A 24,521-nucleotide genomic window follows, 5' to 3' on the forward strand; every position below is an offset into this window, starting at 1 on the left:
GTGGCACTCCCAGGGACGGGTATGCAGGACGCCGGGCGCCTGCGCACGCCGCCGCAAGCCGGCGGCGGCTACCTGCCGTACGTGGACGGGCTGCGCGCGATCGCGGTGCTGGCGGTGATCGCCTACCACCTCGATCCGGCGTGGCTGCCGGGTGGCTTCACCGGCGTGGACATGTTCTTCGTGATCTCCGGCTTCGTGGTCAGCGCCTCGCTGCAACGCCTGCCGGCGGCCGGGCAGTTGGGCGTGTTCGTGCAGTTCTACGCGCGGCGCCTGCGCCGCATCGCGCCGGCGCTGGTGGTGTGCCTGCTGCTCACCGGCCTGGCCAGCGGGCTGTTCATTCCCGAGTCCTGGCTCAGCGAAACCAGCGCCAAGACCGGGCGCATGGCCTTCGTCGGCCTCAGCAACTGGGTGCTGGCCGCGACCGGCAACGATTACTTCTCGCCCAAGGCCGAGTTCAATCCGTACACCCACACCTGGTCGCTGGGCGTGGAAGAGCAGTTCTATCTGCTGTTCCCGCTGCTGTTCCTGGCCTGGAACCGCGGCGGCCGCGGCCGGCTGTGGTCGACGCTGCTGGTGGCGCTGGCCTCGGCCGCCTCGCTGGCGTTCGCCTGGCTGCGCAGCCGCGATGCCGGCGAGGCCGCGGCGGCGTTCTATCTGACCACCGCGCGGTTCTGGCAACTCGGCAGCGGCGTGCTGCTGTACCAGGTGCTGGCGCTGCGCGGCCGCTTCGACGCCGGTACCCAGGCGCCGCCGCCGGGCGCCTGGACCTGGCGCTCGCCGTTGCTGGCGCTGGCGCTGGGCGCGGTCGCGGTCGGCCTGTGGCGCGCGCGTCCGGGCCACTCGCCGTGGCCGGACGGCGTGTGGCCGGTGCTGGGCACGCTCGGCCTGCTGGCGCTGCTGCACGGTGCGCCGGCCGGCTGGACCCGCCGCGCGCTGGCGCACCGCGTGCCGGTGGCGATCGGCCGCGTGTCGTACTCGCTGTACCTGTGGCATTGGCCGGTGTTCGTGCTGTTCCGCTGGACCGTCGGCCTGGAATCGGCGCCGGCCAGGGCCGCCGCGCTGCTGCTGGTGGTCGGGCTGGCGCTGGCCTCGTACCGCTGGGTGGAGCTGCCGTGGCGGCACGGCCGCATCGGCCGCGCGCGGACGCCGGCGCGCACCATCGCGGCCGGGCTGGGGCTGGTGCTGCTCGCCGCCGGTACCCATGCGCTGCTGCAGAACGCCCAGCGCTACTACGGGCTGAGCACGGTCAGCCGGCATCCGCTGGATTGGTACGCCTACGCCAAGGGCCTGCGCCGGGAGTTCCCGCAGTGCGCGCTGCAGACCAGCCAGGAGCCGGTGCAGGTGGGCAGCGCCAAGCTGTTCGCGCGCGGGGCCTGCACGCTGCACAACCGCGACGGCGGCCAGTTGTTCGTTGCCGGCGACTCGCATGCGCTGGCCTACAACGAACTGCTGCGGCGCTTCGCGCTGCAAAGCGGGGTGCCGGTGCGCCTGTACGGCGTCGGCGGTTGCCCGATCGTCGGGCTGCAGGCCTGGCAGGCGAGCAATCCCGGCTGCGAGGCCTACGAGCGCAGCACCCTGGCCGACGTCACCGCGCACGCGCGCGACGGCGATGTGCTGTTCCTGCCCGCCCTGCGGGTGCTGCGCCTGGCCGAGCAGGACCGCGTGTTCGACGAGAACGCGGTGATGGCCGAGCAAGAGGGCGCCGCGGCGCAGGCCGCGCGCGCGGCGGGCGAGGACGCGGCGGTGGCGCTGTTGCAGCCGTTGGCGCAACGCGGCGTGCGGATCGTTTTCGAGGCGCCCAAGCCGGTGCTGCGCGCGCCGCCGTATCGGTGTTCGGACTGGTTCAACCGCGGTAATCCGATCTGCGCGCACGGCATTTCGATCCCGCGCGCGACGATGGAGCGCTACCGCGCGCCGGTGTTGCAGAGCCTGCAGCGCATCGCCGCGCGCCTGCCGCATGCCTCGGTGTGGGACCCGTTGCCGCTGCTGTGCGATGCGCAGCAATGCACCGGCCGCCGCGACGGACGCCCGCTGTTCTTCGATGCCGATCACCTCAGCGGCTATGGCAACCGCGTGCTGCTGCCGGGCTTCACATCGCACTTCGCGGCGACCCAGGCACACTCGCCGCCCGCGCCTTGAGGCGCAGCCCTTCATTTCCCGCAGCGCAAGGAGTTCGCGCATGCTTGTTCCGTGTTCTACCGCGCCGCGTCCGTCGCCTCCATTGCGGCCGATGGAGGCCTCCGTCGCCAGCGGCTGCTGCCGACGCGGTGCGACTGTCCTGATGCGCGGCGCGCTGCTGCTGGCCGTCCAGGCCGGCACCAGTGGGGTGGCGTGCGCCGAGGACGCGCCGGCGTTCGACCGGCCCGGCATCGGTTTCGCCTCAAGCACCCTGGAGCGCGGCCAGGTGGCCTGGGAGCAGGCGTTCTTCGATGGCAGCTACGACCGCGCCGGCGAGGTGCGCAGCACCGAGTACGTCGCCAACAGCCGGCTGCGGATCGGCCTGAGCGCGCGCACCGAGCTGCAGTTGGCGATCGACAGCCAGGTGTGGCAACGCGTGCGCGGCGGCGGGCAGGACCGGCGCGGGCACAGCGGCGGCGACGCCAGCCTCGGCCTGAAGCAGGCGCTGCCGAGCGCCAGCGACGGCTTCACCTGGGCGCTGCTCGGCAGCGCCAGCCTGCCGGTCGGGCGCGCGCCGTACGGCGATGCCGGCCACCGCTACGACCTGGGCATGAGCGCCGGCTGGGACCTGCCGGAGGGGCGCAGCCTGGCGCTGTACGGCAACCTCAGCGATAGCGAGGATGGCTTCGGCTGGAGCGTCTCGCCGAGCTACACCTTCTATGCCGGCAATACGCTGAGCGCCTACGTCGAGGCCGGGATCGGCGGCGGCGAGGACGAGATGCGCGCGCTCGGCAGCGGCGTCACCTGGCTGTTCGCCGAGCGCGTGCAACTGGACCTGTCGGTGCTGCGCGGCCTGTCGGCGCAGACCCCGGACTGGCAGGGCGGCCTCGGCATTTCGGTGTTGCTGCGCTGAGCCGACGCGCTCACTCGCTGGCGGCGCGCCCGTCGTTCGGCGGCAGCACCTCGGGCACGTGCGTGTCGTACTGGTGCAGCACTTCCGCGAACCCATGGCGCGGTTGCCAGCCCAGCGCGTCCAGCGCCCGCTGCGGTGAATAGACGCGGTCGATCCGTTCCGGCAGCGCCCAGCCGCGTTGCGCGAATGCCGCCACCAGCGCCGGGGCGCGACGTTGCAGGACCGCCGGTGCCGCGCGGTGCAGTTCGGCGCAATCCTCGCGCTGGAACGGCGTGGTGCCGGAAATCACGAACGTCGCGCTCGCCGGCCCGGCATGCCGCAACGCCGCGACGTGGGCCTCGGCGACGTCGCGCGCGTCGATGCCGCGATGCAGGCGGAATGCGGCCATCACGTTGACCGGCTCCGGGAAGCAGCGCGACATGCGCAGGATGCGCACGCTCGGCCCGCCTTGTCCGGCGGCCTCGCACAGCAGCGCCTCGGCCTCCAGCTTGGTGTGGTGGTAGATGGTCTGCGGCTGTGGCGTCAGTGTCTCGTCGACCCAGGCGGCGGTGCCGTCGGGGCTGGCGGCGCTGCCATACAGCGCGGTGGTGCTGGTGAAGACGAGGCGGCGCACGCCGGCCGCCGCGGCGGCATCCAGCACGCGGCGCGTGCCGTCGACGTTGACCTGGCGGAAGCGCGCCGCCGGCACGTGCGCGACATGCGGCGCATGCAGCGCGGCGGTGTGGATCACCGCGTCGGCGCCCTGCAGCGCCCGCGCCAGCAGCGCGGCATCGTCGAGGTCGCCGACCCAGTCGGCGGTGGAGCAGGGCGTCCGGTCGAAGCCGCTGACGCGGTGCTCGCGCGCGAGCCGGATATGGATCGCGCGGCCGACCCGGCCGGCACTGCCGGTGACGACGATCTTCAGCGGCGACGCGATGGGCATGGGCATTGGCGATGGCTCGAAGGCGGGTGGGGGGGCGATGTAGGCGATGCTGCGCACACCGGCGGCCGGTCCCGGCTCATTCCGGATCGTAGTCCAGGTTCGAGGCCAGCCAGCGCTCGGCCTGTTGCAGCGACACGGCCTTGCGCCGGGCGTAGTCGGCGAGCTGGTCCTTGCCCAGCCGGCCGACCACGAAATACTGGCTCTGCGGGTGGCTGAAGTAGTAGCCGGACACCGCCGCGGTCGGCAGCATCGCGAAGCTCTCGGTCAGCGACATGCCGGCGTTGCGCCCGGCGTCGAGCAGGGCGAACAGGGTCTGCTTCTCGCTGTGGTCGGGGCAGGCCGGATAGCCGGGGGCGGGACGGATGCCGCGGTAGCGCTCGGCGATCAGCGCCTCGTTGTCCAGCGCCTCGTCGCCAACGTAGCCCCAGAACTCGGTGCGCACGCGCTGGTGCAGGCGCTCGGCCAGCGCCTCGGCCAGGCGGTCGGCCAGGGCCTTGAGCAGGATCGCGTTGTAGTCGTCGTGCGCCGCCTCGAAGCGCGCCACATGCGGCTCGATGCCGATGCCGGCGGTGACCGCGAACGCGCCGATCCAGTCCTGCTTGCCGCTGTCGCGCGGGGCGATGAAGTCGGCCAGGCAGAAGTCCGGGCGCTCTGCGGGTTTGTCGACCTGTTGTCGCAGGAAATGCAGGGAATGGGGAATGGAGAATCGGGAATGGTCGAGCGGCGCAGTCCCGCCTGACGATTCCCCATTCCCGTCTCCCGATTCCCGGTCCGTCAGGACCACAACGTCGTCGCCTACCGCCTGCGCCGGCCACAGCCCGAACACGGCCTTGGCGGTCAGCCATTTCTCCTCGACGATCCGCTGCAGCATCGCCCGTGCGTCCTGGTACAGCTCGCTGGCCTGCTGGCCGACGATCTCGTCGGTGAGGATCGCCGGGAACTTGCCGGCCAGTTCCCAGGCCTGGAAGAACGGGGTCCAGTCGATCAGCGGGACCAGGTCGTCCAGCGGGTAGTCGTCGAACACGTGCAGGCCGGGCTGCTTGGGCGCCGGCGGGGTGTAGGCGTCCCAGCCGCCGTCGAAGCGCTGCCCGCGGGCGTGCGCCAGCGACACCAGGCGCTTGGCGTCGCCGCGGTTCTTGTGGCGCTGGCGGATCTCGGCGTAGTCGGCGTCGTTGGCGGCGACGAAGGCCGCGCGCAGTTCGCGCGAGATCAGCGACTGCGCCACGCCGACCGCGCGCGAGGCGTCCTTGACCCAGACCGTCGGCGCCGCGTAATGCGGGTCGATCTTCAGCGCGGTGTGCGCGCGCGAGGTGGTGGCGCCGCCGATCAGCAGCGGCATCGAGAAGCCCTGCCGCTGCATCTCGCGGGCGACGTGGGTCATCTCTTCCAGCGACGGGGTGATCAGCCCGGACAGGCCGATGATATCGGCGTTCTCGGCGCGGGCGCGGTCGAGGATGGTCTGGGTCGGCACCATCACCCCCAGGTCGATCACGTCGAAGTTGTTGCAGGCCAGGACCACGCCGACGATGTTCTTGCCGATGTCGTGCACGTCGCCCTTGACCGTGGCCATGATGATCTTGCCGTTGGACTTGCCGGTGTCGCCGCTGCGCAGCTTCTCCGCCTCGATGTAGGGCAGCAGGTAGGCCACCGCCTTCTTCATCACCCGCGCCGACTTCACCACCTGCGGCAGGAACATCTTGCCGGCGCCGAACAGGTCGCCGACCACGTTCATGCCGTCCATCAACGGGCCTTCGATCACGTCCAGCGGCCGCGTGGCCTGCTGCCGCGCCTCCTCGGTGTCGGTCTCGACGAACTCGTCGATGCCATGCACCAACGCATGGCTCAACCGCTCGCGCACCGTCTTCTCGCGCCATGCCAGCTTTTCCCGATTCCCGATTCCCGAATCCCGATTCCCCGCTTTTTTGTAGCGCTCGGCGATCTCCAGCAGGCGTTCGGTGGCGTCGCGGCGGCGGTTGAGGATCACGTCCTCCACGCGCTCGCGCAGTTCCGCATCCAGCTCGTCGTAGATCGGCATGCCGCCGGCGTTGACGATGCCCATGTCCATGCCTGCGGCGATGGCGTGGTACAGGAACACCGAATGGATCGCCTGGCGCACGGTCTCGTTGCCGCGGAACGAGAACGACACGTTGGACACACCGCCGGAGACGTGGCAGTGCGGCAGGCTGCGCTTGATCTCCCGGGTGGCCTCGATGAAGTCGACCGCGTAGTTGTCGTGCTCCTCGATGCCGGTGGCCACCGCGAAGATGTTCGGGTCGAAGATGATGTCTTCCGGCGGGAACCCGACCTGCTCGGTGAGGATGCGGTAGGCGCGGGTGCAGATCTCCACCTTGCGCGCGCAGGTATCGGCCTGGCCGACCTCGTCGAAGGCCATCACCACCGCCGCGGCGCCGTAGCGCAGTACCTTGCGCGCCTGTTCGACGAACGGCGCCTCGCCTTCCTTGAGCGAGATCGAGTTGACCACGCTCTTGCCCTGCAGGCACTTCAGCCCGGCCTCGATCACGCTCCACTTGGAGGAGTCGACCATGATCGGAATGCGCGCGATGTCCGGCTCGGACATGATCAGGTTGAGAAAGCGCACCATCGCCTTCTCCGAGTCGATCAGGCCCTCGTCCATGTTGACGTCAAGGATCTGCGCGCCGTTGGCGACCTGTTGGCGCGCCACCTCCACCGCTTCCTCGTAGCGCTCTTCCTTGATCAGCTTGCGGAACTGCGCGCTGCCGGTGACGTTGGTGCGTTCGCCGACGTTGACGAACAGCAGGTCCGGGGTCAGCAGCAACGGCTCCAGGCCGGACAGGCGGGTGTAGCGGGCGGAGGACATGATCAGCGTTCCGGAAACGGGGACGTGCAGGCGGGCACGCAGACGGCGATGCGCACGGTGGTACAGGCGGCGGGGGCGGGCGTACGCGGTACGGCCATCTCAGGCGGCCTGCGCCGATGCCGCCAGCGGCACGCGCGGCGGCAGCCCGCGCACCGCCTCGGCGATGGCGCGGATGTGCGCCGGGGTGGTGCCGCAGCAGCCGCCGACCAGGTTCAGCAGTCCGGATGCGGCGAACTCGCGCAGCGTCGCGGCCATTTCCTCGGGGGTTTCGTCGTACTCGCCGAAGGCGTTGGGCAGGCCGGCGTTGGGGTGCGCGCTGACGTAGCCGTCGGCGATCCGTGCCAGGGTCTCCACGTGCGGCCGCAGGTCCTTGGCGCCGAGCGCGCAGTTCAGCCCGACCGACAGCGGCCGCCCGTGCGCGACCGAGGCGTAGAACGCCTCGGCGGTCTGCCCGGACAGGGTGCGGCCGGAGGCGTCGGTGATGGTGCCGGAGATCATCACCGGCAGGCGCCCGCCGCGCGCGTCGAACACCTCCTCGATCGCGTACAGCGCGGCCTTTGCGTTGAGCGTGTCGAAGATGGTCTCCACCATCAGCGTGTCGGCGCCGCCGTCGATCAGGCCGTCGATGGCCTCGCGGTAGGTGGCGCGCAGTTCGTCGAAGCTGGTGTTGCGGAAGCCGGGGTCGTTGACGTCCGGGCTGATCGAGGCGGTGCGGCTGGTCGGGCCGAGCACGCCGATCACGAATCGAGGCTGGTCCGGCGTCAGTGCCTCGACCGCGTCGCAGCAGGCGCGCGCGACCTGCGCGCCGGCCTTGTTGAGCTCGTAGACCAGGTGTTCCAGGTGGTAGTCGGCCTGGCTGATCGCCGTGGCGTTGAAGGTGTTGGTCTCGAGCAGGTCGGCACCGGCGTCGAGGTAGGCGCGATGGATCTCGGCGATCACCTCCGGCCGGGTCAGCAGCAACAGGTCGTTGTTGCCTTTCAGGTCGTGGCCCTGCGGCGCGTGGTCGCAGCCGGGACCGTGCACGTGGCCGGCCTCCTGCGCGCTGTCGTAACCGTTGGCGAAACGCGCGCCGCGGTAGTCGTCCTCCTGCAGCCCATGGCGCTGGATCATCGTGCCCATCGCCCCGTCGATGATCAGGATGCGCTCGGACAGGGCCTGCAGCAGCGATTCGGCGCGCTGGGGGTGGAGCCATTGGGAGGCCGGGAGTGGGGAATGGGGAATGGGGAATGGGGGAGGAGCGATGGTGCTCATGCGACATCTCCTGCGGCCGCCTTGGCCTTGGCGGTTGCTTTTTCGATTCCCGATTCCCCAATCCCGATTCCCGGCTTCCCGGCAATCAACGAAATCACCTCGAAATGCGGCGGGCGCTTCTCGCGGGTCACGGTCTCCAGGCTGGACACCTCCAGCCCGGCCTTGCCGACGAACTTGCGCAGTTCCTTGGCCGAGAACCCCAGGTTGACGTGGCCGTAGGCCTGCACCGCGGCCTTGTGCTCGTGGCGCGCCAGGCTGCACAGCAGCAGGCGCCCGCCCGGGCGCAGCACCCGTGCCGATTCGCACACCGCCTGCGCCGGCTTGGTGGCGTAGGTCAGGGCGTGCATCATCACCACCAGGTCGAAGCTGGCGTCGGCGAAGGGCAGGGCGTGCATGTCGCCCTCGCGCACTTCCACGTTGCCGAGCCGGCGCAGGCGTTCGCTGGCCGCGGCCACCACCCGCGCGCTGGTGTCGATGCAGACGTAGCGGCGCGCGTGCGGCGCCACCAGTTCGGCCAGCACGCCGTCGCCGGAGGCGATGTCGAGCACGTCGCCGGTCTCCAGCAGCGGCAGGGCGGTGCGCGCCAGCGCTTCCCAGGTGCGGCCCGGGGAATAGTGGCGTTCCATGTCGCCGGCCACCGAGTCGGCCCAGTTCTGGTCGGCGGCGCGGTTGGCCAGCACCGCGGCCACGCGCTCGGCGTCCTGGCGCAGCAGCGGATCGTCGCTGCCGGTGCTCAGTGCCAGCCACAATGCGCGCTGGGCCGGGTCCAGCAGGGCCTCGTCGAAGCGATAATAGGCGGACACGCCGGCACGGCGGTCGCGCACCAGCCCGGCCTCCTTGAGCTTGGCCAGGTGGGTCGAGACGCGCGGCTGCGCCAGGCGGGTGATCGCCGACAGCTCGGCCACGGTCAGCTCTTCCTGCTCCAGCAGCGCCAGCAGGCGCACGCGGGTGGCGTCGGCGAAGACCTTCAGCCGGGACGACCAGTCCTCCAGATCCATAAATATCTTCCTATCGCGATATAGAGATATTTTGGTCCGCGCGACGGTCCCGGTCAAGTTGCACACGCCGGCGTATGGTTGGCGCGGCTACAATGGCCGCACCAACAAGCCCGGGAGGGGTTCGACGTGGATTTCAGCTTTACCGAAGAGCAATTGATGATCCAGGACGTGGCGCGGCGCATCGCCCAGGAGCGGATCGCTCCCAGCGCCGAGCAGCACGACCGTACCGGCGAGTTCCCGCTGGAGAACATCCGCCTGCTGGGCGAGAACGGGCTGATGGGCATCGAGGTGCCCGAGGAGTACGGCGGCGCCGGCATGGACCCGATCGCCTACGTGCTGGCGATGGTCGAGATCGCTGCCGGCGATGCGGCGCATTCGACCATCATGTCGGTCAACAACTCGCTGTTTTGCGTCGGCATCCTCAAGAACGGCAACGAGGCGCAGAAGCAACAGTACGTGCGCGCCATCGCCGAGGGCCGCGAGATCGGCGCCTTCGCCCTCACCGAGCCGCAGTCCGGTTCCGACGCCACCGCGATGCGGTGCCGCGCGGTGCGCCAGGACGACGGCAGCTTCGTCATCAACGGCAAGAAGAGCTGGATCACCTCCGGCCCGGTCGCCAAGTACATCGTGCTGTTCGCGATGAGCGAGCCGGACAAGGGCGCGCGCGGCATCACCGCCTTCGTGATCGACACCGACAAGCCGGGCTTCCACCGCGGCAAGACCGAGCCCAAGCTGGGTATCCGCGCCTCGGCCACCTGCGAGATCGAGTTCCAGGACTACGTGGCCAGCGCCGACGAGGTGCTGGGTACCCCGGGCGAGGGCTTCAAGATCGCGATGAGCGTGCTCGACGCCGGCCGCATCGGCATCGCCTCGCAGGCGATCGGCCTGGCCCGCGCCGCCTACGAGGCCACCCTGGCCTACGTGAAGGAGCGCAAGGCGTTCGGCGCGCCGATCGGCGCGTTCCAGATGACCCAGGCCAAGATCGCCGACATGAAGTGCAAGCTGGATGCGGCGCTGCTGCTGACCTTGCGCGCGGCCTGGCTGAAGGGGCAGGGCCAGCGCTTCACCACCGAGGCCTCGGTCGCCAAGCTGACCGCCTCCGAGGCGGCGATGTGGATCACCCACCAGGCGGTGCAGATCCACGGCGGCATGGGCTACTCCAAGGAGATGCCGCTGGAGCGCTACTTCCGCGACGCCAAGATCACCGAGATCTACGAGGGCACCAGCGAGATCCAGCGGCTGGTGATCGCGCGCAACGAGACGGGGTTGCGGTGAGGCCGGGAGTCGGGATCGGGGATTAGCCGGTTCCTGAATCCGCTGAGGAATCACGAAGAAGCGGCCGCAAGGCCGCTTTTTCTTTTTGTGGAAAAGGGGTGAGCGGCATTCGGGCTGCAATGCGTCGGGACTGAAGTCCATCCCACAAGGAGCGCTCGGCCTTCAAGGAGCGCTCCGTCTTGCGCCGGGTTTTGGATCGCGCTTCCCGACTAGATTCCCGGACAACAAAAAACGGCCTTGCGGCCGCTTCTTGTTTTGCCTCTACAGGGCGGAAGGATCAGGACCGGGAGGGGTCCGTTCACGCATCCCCACTCCCGAATCCCCAATCCCCGCCCCTCACCGATCCGGCTGATGCCGCGCCAGACCGGCTTCCTGCATCTGCGTGAATTCCTTCGACGGCTCGTCCAGCTTGTCGCCGAGCATGCGCCGCACCATCACGAAGAACAGCGGGATGAACAGCACGCCCAGCACGGTGGCGAACAGCATGCCGCCGATCACGCCGGTACCGATGGCATGGCGGGCGTTGGCGCCGGCGCCGGTGGAGATCGCCATCGGCAGCACGCCGAGGATGAACGCGAACGAGGTCATCAGGATCGGGCGGAAGCGCAGGTGCGCCGCCTCGGCCGCGGCCTCGCGCAGGGTCTTGCCCATCGCCCGCTGCTCCACCGCGAACTCGACGATCAGGATCGCGTTCTTGGCGGCCAGGCCGATCACCGTGATCAGGCCGATCTTGAAGTAGATGTCGTTGGGCAGGCCGCGCAGCAGCGAGAACGCCACCGCGCCGAGCACGCCGATCGGTACCACCAGCAGCACCGACACCGGGATCGACCAGCTCTCGTACAGCGCCGCCAGGCACAGGAACACCACCACGATCGACAGCACCAGCAGCAGCGTGGCGGTGTTGCCGGCGATGATCTCCTGGTACGACATGCCGCTCCAGTCGAAGCCGAAGCCCGGCGGCAGGTCGTTGTTGACGATGTTCTCCATCGCGCTCATCGCCTGGCCGGAGCTGCCGCCCGGGGCCGGGTTGCCGACGATGTTGACCGCCGAGTAGCCGTTGTAGCGGCTCAGCGACGGCGAGCTGTAGATCCAGTCCGAACTCACCACCGTGCTCAGCGGGATCATCTGCGGCAGCCCGCTGCTGTCGGTGGCGGTGCTGCTGGGCACGTAGAAGTTGCGCAGCGACTCCGGACCGGTGCGGAACGGTGCGTCGGCCTGCATGTTGACGCGCTTGATGCGGCCTTCGTAGAAGAAGTCGTTGACGTACACCGGCGCCAGCATCAGCTGGATCGACTGGTAGATGTCGTTGACCGACAGGCCCATCGACTGCGCCTGCACGCGGTCCACCTTCAGCTGCAGCTGCGGCGAGTTCTCCAGGCCGTTCGGGCGCACCCCGGCGAGGGCGTCCTGGCGCTGCGCGGCCTTGCCGAGCACGATGTTGCGCGCCTGCAGCAGGGCTTCCTCGCCCTGGCCGGTGCGGTCCTGCAGCCACATGTCGAAGCCGCCGAACTGGCCCAGGCCCTGCACGGTCGGCAGGTTGACCACGAAGATCTGTGCGTCCTTGATCCCGTAGAACATCCCGTTCAACTGCTGGATCAGGTCGCCGGCGGCGATGTCGCGCTCTTCCCAGGGCTTGAGCCGGATGAAGCCCATGCCCACGTTCTCGCCGCGGCCCAGGAAGCTGAAGCCGGCCACCTGCAGCATGCCTTCGACCGCCTTCTGCTGCTGCAGCACGCCGCGCATCTGCGCGAACACCTCGTTGGTGCGGGTCTTGGTCGCACCCGGCGGCAGCTGCACGATCGCCAGCGCGAAGCCCTGGTCCTCTTCCGGCAGGAAGCTGCCCGGCATGCGCGTGAACAGGAACCCGCACAGCACCAACAGCAGGGCGAACACCGCCATCCAGCGCGGCGCGCGGCGGATGGTATTGCCGACCGCGCCGACGTAACGGTGCGCCAGCTTGTCGTAGTACTTGTTGAAGGTGCGGTAGACCCAGTTCGGGTTGTCGTTGTGGGTCGGCTTGAGGAACGCCGCGCACAGCGCCGGGGTGAAGCTCAGCGCCAGGAACGCCGAGAACCCCATCGACATGGCGATGGTGATCGCGAACTGCTTGTAGATCGCGCCGGCGGCGCCGGGCTGCATCGCCGAGGGGATGAACACCGCCGCCAGCACCACGGTGATGGCCACCACCGCGCCGGTGATCTGGGTCATCGCCTTGTGCGTGGCCGCCTTCGGCGCCAGGTGCTCCTCTGACATGATGCGTTCGACGTTCTCGATCACCACGATCGCGTCGTCGACCACGATGCCGATCGCCAGCACCATCGCGAACAGGGTCAGCTGGTTGATGGTGAAGCCGATGGCCCACATGCCCAGGAAGGTGCCCAGCAGCGCCACCGGGATCACCAGGGTGGGGATGATGGTGGCGCGGAAGTTCTGCAGGAACACCAGCATCACCAGGAACACCAGCACGATCGCCTCGGCCAGGGTCTTGACCACTTCCTCGATCGAGATCTTGACGAAGGTGGTGCTCTCGTACGGCGTGAACCAGGTGACGCCCTGCGGGAAGCTCGGCTGCAGCTCGTCCATCTTGGCCTTGACCGCCTCGGACACGCTCAGCGCATTGGCGCCGGGCAGCAGCTGGATCGCGAAGGCGCCGGTCGGCTTGCCGTTGTACTGGGTGTCGAAACCGAAGTTGGTCGGGCCGAACGCGACCCGGGCCACGTCCTTCAGCCGCACCACGGTGCCGTTGCTGTCGGCGCGCAGGATGATGTTCTCGAACTGCTCGGGCGAGGTGAAGCGGCCCTCGGCGCTGACCGTGGCGGTGAACGACTGGCCCTGCGGCGCCGGGTCCGAGCCGAGCGAGCCGGCGGCGAACTGCACGTTCTGCGCGCCGATCGCGCTGTACACCTGGCTGGCGGACATGTGGTAACCCTGCAGCTTCTGCGGGTTGAGCCAGATGTCCATGGCGTACTCGGCGCCGAACTGCTGGGTGCTGCCGACGCCGGGCACGCGCGAGATCTGCTCCAGCACGCGCGAGCCGACGATGTCGTTGAGCGCGTCGCGGTCGATCGACGGGTTGTCCGAGCGCAACGCGATCACGCTGAGGAAGCCGGCGTTGGCCTTGGCCACCACCACGCCCTGCGCGGTCACTTCCGACGGCAGGCGCGGGGTCGCCAGCGACACCTTGTTCTGCACCTGCACCTGGGCGATGTCCGGATCGGTACCGGTTTCGAAGGTCAGGGTGATGGTGGCGCTGCCGCTGGAGGACGACGACGAGCTGAAGTACAGCAGGTGGTCGATGCCGGTGAGCTGCTGCTCGATCACCTGGGTGACCGAGCGTTCGGTGGTGCTGGCGCTGGCGCCGGGATAGGTGGCGGTGACGGTGACCTGGGGCGGGGCGATCGAGGGATAGGACTCGACGCCGAGATTGAGGATGGCGATCACGCCGCTGAGCGAGATCAGGATCGCCACCACCCAGGCAAAGACCGGGTGTTCGATGAAGAACTTAGGCATGGGGGGAGTCCGTTACTGCTTCGGCTGGTCGGAATGCGAGGCGGCGTCCGGCGCGTCGCCGTGCGCTGCGCCCTGCGCCGGGGCGGCGCCCTTGGCCGGCGCCGCGGCGCCTTGGGCGCCCTGGCCGGGAGCCGCGCCGGGGCCCTGGCCCTGCGCGGCGGCATTGGGATCCCACGGCTTGGCCACTGCCGGTGCGCCTTCCTTGACCTTGGGCAGGCCGCTGACCACGATCTGGTCGCCGCTCTGCAGGCCGCCGCTGACGATCCACTTGTCGCCCTGCTGGCCGACCGTGGTCAGGTCCTTGCGCAGCACCTTGCCGTCCTTGCCGACGACCATGGCGTAGGCGCCCTTGGCGTCACGCAGCACCGCGGCCTGCGGGATCAGGTAGACCCCCTTGCGCTCGCCCAGGTTGGCCGCGAAGCTGACGAAGGCGCCGGGCAGCAGCACCCGGTCCGGGTTCGGCAGCAGCGCGCGCAGCGTCACCGAGCCGGTGCTCGGGTCGACCGTGGCGCCGGAGAAGTCCAGGGTGCCGGCATGCGCGTAGGTGCTGCCGTCGCCGAGCTTGATCTGCACGGTGGACTTGTCCTCGGGGTTGAGGGCGACGTTGCCTTCGGTCTGCGCCTGGCGCAACTGCGCCAGTTCGTCGGCGCTCATCGAGAAGTTCACGTAGAGCGGGTCCATCTGGTCGATCGTGGTCAGCAGCGTGGCGTCGCCCTGGCCGACCAAGGCGCCCTCGGTGACCTGCTGCTTGCCGGCGCGGCCGGCGATCGGCGCGGTGACGGTGGCGTAGCCGAGGTTGATGCGCGCGGTTTCGACCGCCGCGCGGGCCTGCTGCACGGCGGCAGCGGAACTGCGCTCGGTGGCTTCGGCGCTGTCCAGGTCGGACTTGGACACGTAGGCCTGCGGCGCCAGGCTGCGCGCGCGGGCGGCGGCGGCCTTGGCGTTGACGTAGGTGGCTTCGGCCGCGGCCAGCTGGCCCTGCGCCGAGGCCAGCGTCGCCCGCAGCGGCGCCGGGTCGATCTGGAACAGCGGCTGGCCTTCCTTGACGTCGGTGCCTTCGGTGTACAGGCGCTTTTCCAGCACGCCGGCCACGCGGGCTCGGACGTCGGCGCTGCGGAACGCGGACAGGCGGCCGACCAGCTCGCGCTGCAGCGGCACGGTCTGCGGCTGTGCCTGCAGCACGCCCACTTCCGGCGGCGGCATGGCCTGCTGCTGATCCTGTTTCTTGCAGGACGCCAACACCACCACGACGGCGCAGGCCAGGGCGAGAGAACGCAACGGGGAGGTCATCGGGTGGTACTCCGGTCTGGTTTTGTAGAAGAAAGAGAAGGCGCGGCGAACGCGCGCAGGAAGCCGTCCACGGCGAACTCGGCCCAGGCGCGCTGCGCGGTACGGTCGCCGCGATGCGCGCTGTGGAAGCGCTGACGCTCGAAATCCATGCCCACGATCATGCTCAACAGCAGCTCGGCCATGAAGTGCGGATCGTCATGCCGCAGCTGGCCGCGGCCGGTGGCGCCGCGCAGGCAGTCGCTGAGGCAGTGCAGCAGGCGTTCCACGCTGTCGCGGAACATGGCCCGCGACAACTCGGGAAAATGCCGGGACTCGGCGGCGATCAGTTGGGTGCTCTGCACCACGCGTGGCTCGGACAACTGCTCCAGGTACTCGCAGGCGAACCGCAGCAGGCTCGCACGCAGGTCGTCCTGCGCCGGCTCCAGGTGCGCGGTGGCCAGGTCCAGGTGGTCCTGCAGCGCCCGCTGCAGCAGGTCCTGCTTGCTACGGTAGCGGCTGTACAGGGTCTGCTTGGAGCAGCCGGCGCGTGCCGCCACCGCCTCCATGCTCAGGCCCATGCCTTCTTCGGCCAGCAGGTCGCGCACGGCGGCGTACACGCGCTGGTCGCGCGCCTGGCGCTGCGCGACAGAGGCGGGGGGGGTGCTCATTGATTGTGGACTATACCGTCCAGTTTAGAATTAGAACAGCCTTGACACCGGGGCGTTCTTGTTGACAACGGCCGGTGCCGGGAAAGCATGGTGACCGCGGCGTGAAGGCGATGTTGTAGACACTTTGCGCGATCTGGCGCGTCGCCTCCGGCATGTCGTCGGTTTGCGATGCAGCAAGGTAGTTGAACGGCGCACCGGTACAATTCGCGCTTTCCCATCGAGCATCGTTGCTGCTCTCCGTCATGAAACCCAAACACGCCGCTTCCCGTTCCAAATCCACGGCCGCCGCGCGCAGCTCCGCGACCCCTTCCGCCACCAAGTCGGCCACGCCGTCGGCCAAGACGCCTGCCAAGCGCAAGGCGGCGGCCAAGCCCGCCGCTCCGCGCAAGGCGGCGGTGGTGGCCAAGCCGGCCGCGGCCGTCCCGGCCACCGCCAAGGTGATCGATGCGGCGCCGGCCGCCAGCGGTTTCAGCCTGGCGCCGGTGTTCGCGGCGCTGCGCAAGCGCTATCCGGGCGGTCGCCAGGACGAGGCGCAGGCGTTCGCCGAGGAGTTCTACAAGCGCATGGAGGAGGACGAGTTCCCCCACCACAGCGCGCAGGAGTGGGCGGCGCTGGCCGCGTCGATGCTGGAATTCGCGCGCAAGCGCAAGCCGGGCACGGTCAACGTGCGGGTGTTCAACCCGAGCCTGAAGGGCGACGGCTGGGAGTCGTCGCACACGGTGCTGCAGATCGTCAACGACGACATGCCGTTCCTGGTCGACTCGGTGAGCATGGCGCTGGCGGAGCTGGGCATCGGCGTGCACGTGCTCGGCCATCCGGTGCTGCGCATGCAGCGCGACAAGGGCGGCGTGCTGGAGAACGTGGGCGAGGGCAAACCGGAATCGCTGATGGCGCTGGAGATCGACCGCCAGCCGCCGGAGGACATGGCGCAGGTGGAAGCGGCGATCCGGCGCATCCTCGGCGAGGTGCGCAACATCGTGCGCGACTGGGGCAGCATGCGGGAGAAGATGCTGGCGCTGGCCGACGACCTGACCACGCGGCGCCTGCCGGTGGACGACAAGGGCCGGCGCGAGGCGCAGGAATTCCTGCGCTGGGCCGCGGCCGACCATTTCACCTTCTTCGGCTACCGCGAGTACCGGGTGGAGAAGCAGGGCGGCGAAGACGTGCTGGCGCCGCTGGAGGACAGCGGCCTGGGCCTGCTGCGCGGGCAGGACAAGTCGCCGGCGCGGCCGGTGCGCACGCTGGCCGCGCACGGCCTCAGCGAGTCGGGCAACAAGGAAGCGCTGATCCTGACCAAGACCAACGCGCGCTCGCGGGTGCACCGCAGCGGCTACATGGACTACATCGGCGTGCTGGAGTTCGACGCCAAGGGCCGCATCGTCGCCGAGCAGCGCTTCCTCGGCCTGTTCACCTCCAGCGCCTACAACCGCCGCCCGTGGGAGATCCCGCTGGTGCGCGAGCGCTTCGACTCCGTCATGCGCAAGTCCGAGCTGACCCCGAGCAGCCACAGCGGCAAGGCGCTGCGCCACATCCTGGAGACGCTGCCGCGCGAGGAGCTGTTCCAGTCCAACGAGGAGGAGCTGTACCGCACCGCGATGGGCATCCTCGGCCTGCAGGAGCGGGTGCGCAGCCGCCTGTTCCTGCGCCGCGACAAGTACGGCCGTTTCATTTCCGCGCTGGTGTACATCCCGCGCGAGCGCTTCAACACCGACGTGCGCCTGCGCATCGAGGCGCTGCTGAAGGACGCGCTGCACGGCGAGTACATCGATTCCAGCGTGGTGCTGGGCGAGTCGCCGCTGGCGCAGCTGCACCTGATCGTGCGGCCGAAGCCGGGCGAAGCCTTGGAGTTCGATACCAGCGAGCTGGAGTCGCGCCTGGCGCACCTGCTGCGCAACTGGCACGACGACCTGCGCGAGGCGCTGGTGGCCAGCCGCGGCGAGCGCGACGGCCTGCGCCTGGCCGCCAGCTACGGCCGCGCGCTGCCGGCCGGCTACATCGAGGAGTCCACCGCGCAGATCGCCGCGCGCGACGTCGAGCGCCTGGCCGCGTTGCGCGGCCCGGAAGACCTGCACCTGAGCCTGCAGGCGCTGCGCCGCGACGGCGCCGACAGCCTACGCCTGAAGCTGTACCGCCAGCACGACGACCTGCCGCTGTCGGACGTGCTGCCGATGATGGAGAACCTGGGCCTGCGGGTGATCTCCGAGCGTCCGTACCGGCTGGTGGTGGACGGCACGCCGCTGTCGATCCAGGACTTCGAGGTCGAGCCGCTGGCCGGCAGCATCGACGTGGCCGCCGCCGACGCGCCGCTGTGCGAGGCATTCGTGCGGATCTGGCGCGGCGACGCCGAGAACGACGGCTTCAACCGCCTGATCGTCGGCGCCAGCCTGAGCTGGCGCCAGGTCGCGGTGCTGCGCGGCTACTGCAAGTACCTGCTGCAGACCGGCGTGCCGTTCTCGCAGGCCTACGTCGAAGAGACCTGCAACCGCTATCCACTGCTGGCGCGGCTGCTGGTGGAACTGTTCGAGGCGCGCTTCGATCCGGCCACCGGCAGCGAGAGCAAGGCGCAGATCGCCGAGGGCCAGGCCGCGCTGGCGGCGCAGCTGCGCCTGCTGGCCAACGGCGACGACGCCGCGTTGAAGGTGCTGCAGCCGGTGATCGACGCGCGCAGCGGCAGCCGCGAGGCGCAGCTGGAGGCGGTCTCGGCCGCGCTGCTGAAGCTGTTCGACCAGGTCGCCAGCCTCGACGAGGACCGCATCCTGCGCAGCTTCAAGGGCGTGATCGAGGCGACCCTGCGCACCAGCCACTACCAGCGCACCGCCGATGGCGGCCTGGGCCACTGCATCAGCTTCAAGCTGGATTCGGCCAAGGTGCCGGACCTGCCCAAGCCGCGTCCGTACCGCGAGATCTTCGTGTACGGCCCGCGCGTGGAAGGCGTGCACCTGCGCTTCGGCGCGGTGGCGCGCGGCGGCCTGCGCTGGTCCGACCGGCGCGAGGACTTCCGCACCGAGGTGCTGGGCCTGGTCAAGGCGCAGATGGTCAAGAACACGGTGATCGTGCCGGTCGGCGCCAAGGGCGGCTTCTTCTGCAAGCGCCCGCCGGTCGGCGGCGACCGCGACGCGGTGCTGGCCGAGGGCATCGCCTGCTACAAGCTGTTCATCCAGGGCCTGCTGGACATCACCGACAACATCGTCGGCGGCAAGATCGTGCCGCCGCCGCAGGTGGTGCGCCACGACCAGGACGACCCGTACCTGGTGGTCGCCGCCGACAAGGGCACCGCCACGTTCTCCGACATCGCCAACGGCCTGGCGCTGGCGCATGGCTTCTGGCTCGGTGACGCGTTCGCCTCCGGCGGCTCGGTCGGCTACGACCACAAGGGCATGGGCATCACCGCGCGCGGCGCCTGGGAGTCGGTCAAGCGCCACTTCCGCGCGCTGGGCCGCGACTGCCAGAACGAGGACTTCACCTGCGTGGGCATCGGCGACATGTCCGGCGACGTGTTCGGCAACGGCATGCTGCTGTCGCGCCACATCCGCCTGCTGGCCGCGTTCGACCACCGCCACATCTTCCTCGACCCGAACCCGGACGCGGCGGCGTCCTTCGCCGAGCGCGAGCGCCTGTTCAAGCTGCCGCGCTCCAGCTGGGCCGACTACGACGCCAAGCTGATCAGCGCCGGCGGCGGCATCTATCCGCGCACGCTCAAGTCGATCGAGATCAGCGCGCCGGTGCGCGAGGCGCTGGGCCTGGAGCCGGGGGTCAAGCAGCTTTCGCCGAACGACCTGATGCACGCCATCCTCAAGGCGCCGGTGGACCTGTTCTGGAACGGCGGCATCGGCACCTACGTCAAGGCCGCCAGCGAGACCCACGGCGACGTCGGCGACCGCGCCAACAACGGCCTGCGCGTCAACGGCGGCGAACTGCGCTGCAAGGTGGTCGGCGAAGGCGGCAACCTCGGCCTGACCCAGCTGGGCCGCATCGAGGCCGCGCAGGCCGGCGTGCTGCTCAACACCGACTTCATCGACAACTCGGCCGGCGTGGACACCTCCGACCACGAGGTCAACATCAAGATCCTGCTCAACGACGTGGTGCAGGCCAAGAAGCTGACCCTGGACGCGCGCAACAAGCTGCTGGCGTCGATGACCGACGAGGTCGCCGAGCTGGTCCTGTGGGACAACATCCGCCAGAACCAGGCGCTGAGCCTGATGGAGCGGATGAGCGTCAAGCGCCTGGGCTCCAAGCAGCACTTCATCCGCACCCTGGAAGCGCAGGGCCTGCTCGACCGGCAGATCGAATACCTGCCCTCGGACGCGGAGATCTCCGCGCGCAAGGCACGCGGCCAGGGCCTGACCCGGCCGGAGCTGGCGGTGCTGCTGTCCTACTCCAAGCTGGTGGCGTTCCAGCAGTTGCTGGAGTCGGACATTCCCGAGGACCCGTACCTGTCCAAGGAACTGCAGCGCTACTTCCCCAAGCCGCTGCAGAAGAAGTACGCCGATGCGATGGAGCGGCACCGCCTCAAGCGCGAGATCATCGCCACCGCGGTGACCAACACCACCATCAACCGCATGGGCGCCACCTTCCTGATGCGCATGCAGGAAGACACCGGCCGCAGCATCGCCGAGGTCGCCAAGGCCTACACCATCAGCCGCGAGACGCTGGATGCGCGCGCGCTGTGGACGCAGATCGATGCGCTGGACGGCAAGGTGCCCGAGTCGGTGCAGATCGACGCGCTGGAGGTGATCTGGACGCTGCAGCGCGCCTTCGTGCGCTGGCTGCTGTTCCGTCCGGGCCCGATGCCGGGCATCACCGCGGCGGTGGAGCGCTACTACGAGCCGTTCAACGACATCCGCGTCGCCTCCGGCGTGCTGCCCGATTCGCAGCGGCCGCGCTACGAGGCGCTGGTGCAGGAGTGGCAGGACAAGGGCCTGCCGCCGGCGCTGGCGCAGCAGTTGTCGGAACTGCGCTTCCTGGAGCCGGCGTTCGACATCATCGAGATGGCGCGCACCCGCAAGCTCAAGCCGGTGGAGGTGTCGAAGGTGCACTTCCGCCTCGGCGAGGCGCTGCAGTTGCCGTGGCTGTTCGAGCAGATCGACGCGCTGGAGGTCAACGGCCGCTGGCATGCGGTGGCCCGCGGCGTGCTGCGCGACGAACTGGCCAAGCACCACAGCGCGCTGGCCGGCCAGGCGTTGAGCCTGCCGGGCGGTAGCGCCGAGGCCAAGGTGCAGCATTGGCTGCAGCGCGACGACAGCAGCCTGCGCTTCACGTTGAACATGCTGCAGGAACTGGCCGCGCAGAAGACGCTGGACTACCCGACCGTGTCGGTGGCGGTGCAGCGGCTGGGCCAGCTGGCGGCGCACGGGGTGACGGCGCACGGGGTGTAGCCCCGTGGTCAGACCCGTGCGGGCCTGACCCAACCGTTTGCGGCGCAAACGGTTGGCGCCGCACGGCCACCTTGCCTATCCCCCGCGGCTTCGCCGCGCCCCCCTTAACAGAAGGGGGGCTTTCCTCCAGGGAGGAATGTGGGATGGGCGAGGGGGCTGTCGTGGTGGGGGGATTGGGGAGTCGGGAGTGGGGATTCGCAACGGCGCAGCGCTTTCTCGATTTCTCTGTGTGCCTTCCGATCCCGTTGCCCGCTTTTGCCAATCCCGACTCCCGAATCCCGGCTTTCCCCCCAGGCAGGTATGATCATGGCCATGAATGCGCCCATGCCGTCCTCGCCCCGCATCTGTTTCCTCGCCAGCGTCACCACCGAGTCGCAGCGGGCGCGCGAACAGTTGGTCGCGCGCTACGGCGATTGCGAGCCGGCCGAGGCCGATGTGCTGTGCGCGCTCGGCGGCGACGGGTTCATGCTGCAGACCCTGCATCGCCACGGCAGCCTGGGCAAGCCGGTGTTCGGCATGAAGCTGGGCACGGTCGGCTTCCTGATGAACCAGTTCCGCGACGATGACCTGGTCGCGCGCCTGGCCCAGGCCGAGCCGGCCAAGCTGCGGCCGCTGGAGATGCTGGCGCAGACCGAATCGGGCGCCACCACCGGCTCGCTGGCCTACAACGAGGTCTCGCTGCTGCGGCAGACCCGCCAGGCCGCGCATGTGAGCATCGACCTCAACGGCCAGACCCGGGTCGACGAACTGATCTGCGACGGCGTGCTGGTGTCCACCCCGGCCGGCAGCACCGCCTACAACTCCTCCGCGCACGGGCCGATCCTGCCGCTGGGCTCGCACACCCTGGCGCTGACCCCGATCGCGCCGTACCGGCCGCGGCGCTGGCGCGGGGCGATCCTCAAGGCCGACATCGAGGTGCGCTTCCGCGTGCTGGACCCGTACAAGCGCCCGGTCAGCGTCACCGCCGACTCGCACGAGACCCGCGACGTGGTCGAAGTCACCATCCGCGAATCCCGCGACCGCCTGGTCACCCTGCTGTTCGATCCGGAGCACAATCTGGAGGAGCGGATCTTGAGCGAGCAATTCATGGTGTAGGGGCGGGGAGTGGGGAATCGGGAATGGGGAATCGCAAGAGCGGTTTCCTGATAACACCCTTTCCCTGGATAAATTCATCGCCTGCAAACCGCTTTTACCTATTCCCCATTCCCGATTCCCCACTCCCCGCCAACAATGTCCGACAACTCCCCCCGTCTGCTCACCGTCGCGGTCACCTCGCGCGCCCTGTTCGATCTGGAAGAGGGCCATGCCCTGTTCGAGCGCGAAGGGGTGGAGGCGTACAGCGCGTACCAGCGCGAGCGCGAGGACGATGTGCTGGCGCCCGGGGTGGCGTTTCCGGTGGTGCGCAAGCTGCTGGCGCTGAACCAGGGCACGCCGCCGGAGACGCCGCCGGTGGAGGTGATCCTGCTGTCGCGTAATTCCGCCGACACCGGGCTGCGCATCTTCAATTCGATCCAGCACTACGGCCTGGGCATCGTCCGCGCCACCTTCACCTCCGGCGAGGCGACCTGGCCCTACGTCAAGCCGTTCGGCACCGACCTGTTCCTGTCGGCGAACCCGGAGTCGGTGCGCCGCGCGCTCAGCCACGGCATCGCCGCGGCGACCATCCTGCCCAAGCCGCCCGGCGAGCATGCGCAGGAAGCGGCCGCGGCGGCCGGGGCGATCGACGCCGGGCGCCTGTCCACCCAGCTGCGCATCGCCTTCGACGGCGATGCGGTGATCTTCGGTGACGAGGGCGAGCGCTTCTCGCGCGAACAGGGCGTGGAGGCGTTCGGCCGCTACGAACGCGAGAACGCGCGCGAGCCGCTGACCGGCGGGCCGTTCCGCAACTTCCTGTCGGCGCTGCATGCGCTGCAGTCCGCGTTCCCGGCCGGCGAGGCCTCGCCGATCCGCACCGCGCTGGTCACCGCGCGCTCGGCGCCGGCGCACGAACGGGTGATCCGCACCCTTCGCGAATGGGGCGTGCGCCTGGACGAGGCGCTGTTCCTCGGCGGCCGCCACAAGGGCCCGTTCCTGCAGGCGTTCGGCGCGGACATCTTCTTCGACGATTCGCAGCACAATATCGACAGCGCCGCCCGCGAGCGCGTCGCCGCCGGACATGTGCCGCACGGGGTCGCCAACGACATCGCCACGCGGTGAGCGACACGCCCGGCGGCGGTCGCTGGACGGTACTGCGCCGCCTGTTGCGGCAAGGTTCGGACGCACCCGCCGCGCTGCGTCCGGGGCAGCCCTACGTGCGCCACGGTTGGCGCTACACCAGCCTGCAGTTCAAGGGCGAGGTGACCCAGAGCCGCATGTACACGTGGTGGCCGGACGTGCTGCAGGTGGGCTACACCCGCAGCATGCTCGGCGCGCTGCTGTTGCGCCCGGACCCGCGGCGGATCGGCATCGTCGGCCTCGGCGGCGGCTCGCAGGCCAAGTTCTGCTACCGGCACCTGCCGCAGGCGCGGATCGAGGCGATCGAGGCCGATACCGACGTGCTGGCCCTGCGCGCGGCCTTTCGCATCCCGGACGACGACGCGCGCTTCGAGGCCGTGCACGGCGATGGCGCGCGGCTGCTGCCGCAACGGCGCGATCGCTACGACTTGCTGTTGCTCGACGCCTACGACGCCGACGGCATCCCGGCGGCGCTGCTCAGCCGCGGTTTCTACGAGGACTGCCATGCGGCGCTGGCGCCGGGCGGGGTGCTGGCGGTGAACCTGTACGACACCGACACGCGCCGCCACCTGGCGCATCTGCGCGCGCTGTTCGGCGGCCGCGTGCTGCGCCTGGACGAGCCGCAGATGGACAACCACGTGGTGTTCGCCTGGACCGGCGCGCTGCCGGGGCTGGACGCGCACGCAGCCCTGGCGCGCCTGCCGTGGTCGGCGCGCTGGCAACTGCGCACGCCGTTCCGGCGCGTGCAGCAGGCGATGGCGGGCAGGACGGGGCCGGGCGCGCCGCGCTAGGCGGGGCCTGGCTGGCGACATCGGGTCATGGTGTCCCCGAGGGCCGGCGTGCCGGTGCGCTGCGTTGTGCGCGTGCACTCCCTCGTGCCGTTTCGGTTGCCATCGCCGCCACCGGCTTGCTCACCCGCCGATCGACGTGGCGCCTGCGGCACGCAGAGCGGCACGATGCGCAACTATGCGTCCAGTGACCGGTTGACCCATCTGGGCAGGACGGCGTATCGCGGCCGATGGCCTGTGCCTCCTGTGGGAGGGACTTCAGTCCCGACTGCATGCTGCCTGGGGAAACATCGGCCCTTCGATCGTCGCGACGGAACGGAGCCCCGATCACGCCAGGGCACCCGCGTAGGAGCGGCTTCAGCCGCGACCGCCTTGCAGGGA

The 24,521-nt window shown here is 69.7% G+C and carries 15 protein-coding genes; 7 read left to right on the forward strand and 8 right to left on the reverse strand.

What is annotated here, in order from left to right; translation table 11 throughout:
- The first annotated feature begins 21 nt into the window (after positions 1-21).
- Both NKJ47_RS09885 and NKJ47_RS09890 read left to right on the forward strand, forming a co-directional pair.
- Positions 22-2,139, forward strand: a complete 2,118-nt coding sequence (locus NKJ47_RS09885; RefSeq protein ID WP_254461269.1) for an acyltransferase family protein — start codon at positions 22-24, stop codon at positions 2,137-2,139.
- 142 nt (positions 2,140-2,281) lie between these two features.
- On the forward strand, positions 2,282-3,031 hold the full coding sequence (locus NKJ47_RS09890) for a transporter (RefSeq protein ID WP_254461270.1): 750 nt from the start codon (positions 2,282-2,284) through the stop codon (positions 3,029-3,031).
- Between the two features lie 10 nt (positions 3,032-3,041).
- Here NKJ47_RS09890 and NKJ47_RS09895 read toward each other — a convergent pair whose 3' ends face one another.
- From NKJ47_RS09895 to NKJ47_RS09910, 4 genes are all read right to left on the reverse strand, one after another.
- A complete protein-coding gene (locus NKJ47_RS09895; RefSeq protein ID WP_254461271.1) occupies positions 3,042-3,959 on the reverse strand; it encodes an NAD-dependent epimerase/dehydratase family protein in 918 nt (305 codons plus the stop codon).
- A gap of 70 nt (positions 3,960-4,029) precedes the next feature.
- Positions 4,030-6,792, reverse strand: coding sequence for a methionine synthase (gene metH, locus NKJ47_RS09900; protein WP_254461272.1), 2,763 nt, complete (start codon positions 6,790-6,792; stop codon positions 4,030-4,032).
- A gap of 99 nt (positions 6,793-6,891) precedes the next feature.
- Positions 6,892-8,043, reverse strand: coding sequence for a homocysteine S-methyltransferase family protein (locus NKJ47_RS09905; RefSeq protein WP_254461273.1), 1,152 nt, complete (start codon positions 8,041-8,043; stop codon positions 6,892-6,894).
- Positions 8,040-9,041 carry an ArsR/SmtB family transcription factor gene (locus NKJ47_RS09910; RefSeq protein WP_254461274.1) on the reverse strand — a complete coding sequence of 334 codons (1,002 nt, stop codon included), beginning with the start codon at positions 9,039-9,041 and terminating at the stop codon, positions 8,040-8,042. Before NKJ47_RS09910 ends, NKJ47_RS09905 begins: the two co-directional genes overlap by 4 nt.
- Before the next feature lie 126 nt (positions 9,042-9,167).
- Between NKJ47_RS09910 and NKJ47_RS09915 the strand changes: the two genes are divergently transcribed.
- Complete coding sequence (locus NKJ47_RS09915; protein WP_254461275.1) at positions 9,168-10,316, forward strand: acyl-CoA dehydrogenase family protein; 1,149 nt, start codon at positions 9,168-9,170, stop codon at positions 10,314-10,316.
- A 336-nt stretch (positions 10,317-10,652) separates the two neighbouring features.
- On the opposite strand, the gene NKJ47_RS09920 is transcribed toward NKJ47_RS09915, so the two are convergent.
- The 4 genes from NKJ47_RS09920 to NKJ47_RS09935 are packed head-to-tail and all read right to left on the reverse strand — an operon-like array spanning position 10,653 to position 16,133.
- The gene (locus tag NKJ47_RS09920) at positions 10,653-13,826 is read right to left on the reverse strand and encodes a multidrug efflux RND transporter permease subunit (RefSeq protein ID WP_254461276.1); all 3,174 of its coding nucleotides are present in this window, start codon (positions 13,824-13,826) and stop codon (positions 10,653-10,655) included.
- 12 nt (positions 13,827-13,838) lie between these two features.
- A complete protein-coding gene (locus NKJ47_RS09925; RefSeq protein ID WP_254461277.1) occupies positions 13,839-15,116 on the reverse strand; it encodes an efflux RND transporter periplasmic adaptor subunit in 1,278 nt (425 codons plus the stop codon).
- Positions 15,113-15,763, reverse strand: coding sequence for a TetR/AcrR family transcriptional regulator (locus NKJ47_RS09930; protein ID WP_254461278.1), 651 nt, complete (start codon positions 15,761-15,763; stop codon positions 15,113-15,115). The genes NKJ47_RS09925 and NKJ47_RS09930 overlap by 4 nt, the downstream gene beginning before the upstream one ends.
- 10 nt (positions 15,764-15,773) lie before the next feature.
- The gene (locus NKJ47_RS09935; protein WP_254461279.1) at positions 15,774-16,133 is read right to left on the reverse strand and encodes a hypothetical protein; all 360 of its coding nucleotides are present in this window, start codon (positions 16,131-16,133) and stop codon (positions 15,774-15,776) included.
- A 112-nt stretch (positions 16,134-16,245) separates the two neighbouring features.
- Here NKJ47_RS09935 and NKJ47_RS09940 point away from each other — a divergent pair, with 112 nt between their 5' ends.
- From NKJ47_RS09940 to NKJ47_RS09955, 4 genes are all read left to right on the forward strand, one after another.
- A complete protein-coding gene (locus tag NKJ47_RS09940; protein WP_343237537.1) occupies positions 16,246-21,138 on the forward strand; it encodes an NAD-glutamate dehydrogenase in 4,893 nt (1,630 codons plus the stop codon).
- Between the two features lie 324 nt (positions 21,139-21,462).
- Entirely contained in the window at positions 21,463-22,233 is a 771-nt protein-coding gene (locus tag NKJ47_RS09945; protein ID WP_254461281.1) for an NAD kinase, read from the forward strand.
- A 135-nt stretch (positions 22,234-22,368) separates the two neighbouring features.
- Entirely contained in the window at positions 22,369-23,334 is a 966-nt protein-coding gene (locus NKJ47_RS09950; RefSeq protein ID WP_254461282.1) for a 5'-nucleotidase, read from the forward strand.
- Positions 23,331-24,143 carry a fused MFS/spermidine synthase gene (locus NKJ47_RS09955; RefSeq protein WP_254461283.1) on the forward strand — a complete coding sequence of 271 codons (813 nt, stop codon included), beginning with the start codon at positions 23,331-23,333 and terminating at the stop codon, positions 24,141-24,143. The genes NKJ47_RS09950 and NKJ47_RS09955 overlap by 4 nt, the downstream gene beginning before the upstream one ends.
- Positions 24,144-24,521 lie beyond the last annotated feature (378 nt).

It is taken from the genome of Xanthomonas sacchari, assembly GCF_024266585.1.
Taxonomy (GTDB): domain Bacteria; phylum Pseudomonadota; class Gammaproteobacteria; order Xanthomonadales; family Xanthomonadaceae; genus Xanthomonas_A; species Xanthomonas_A sacchari_C.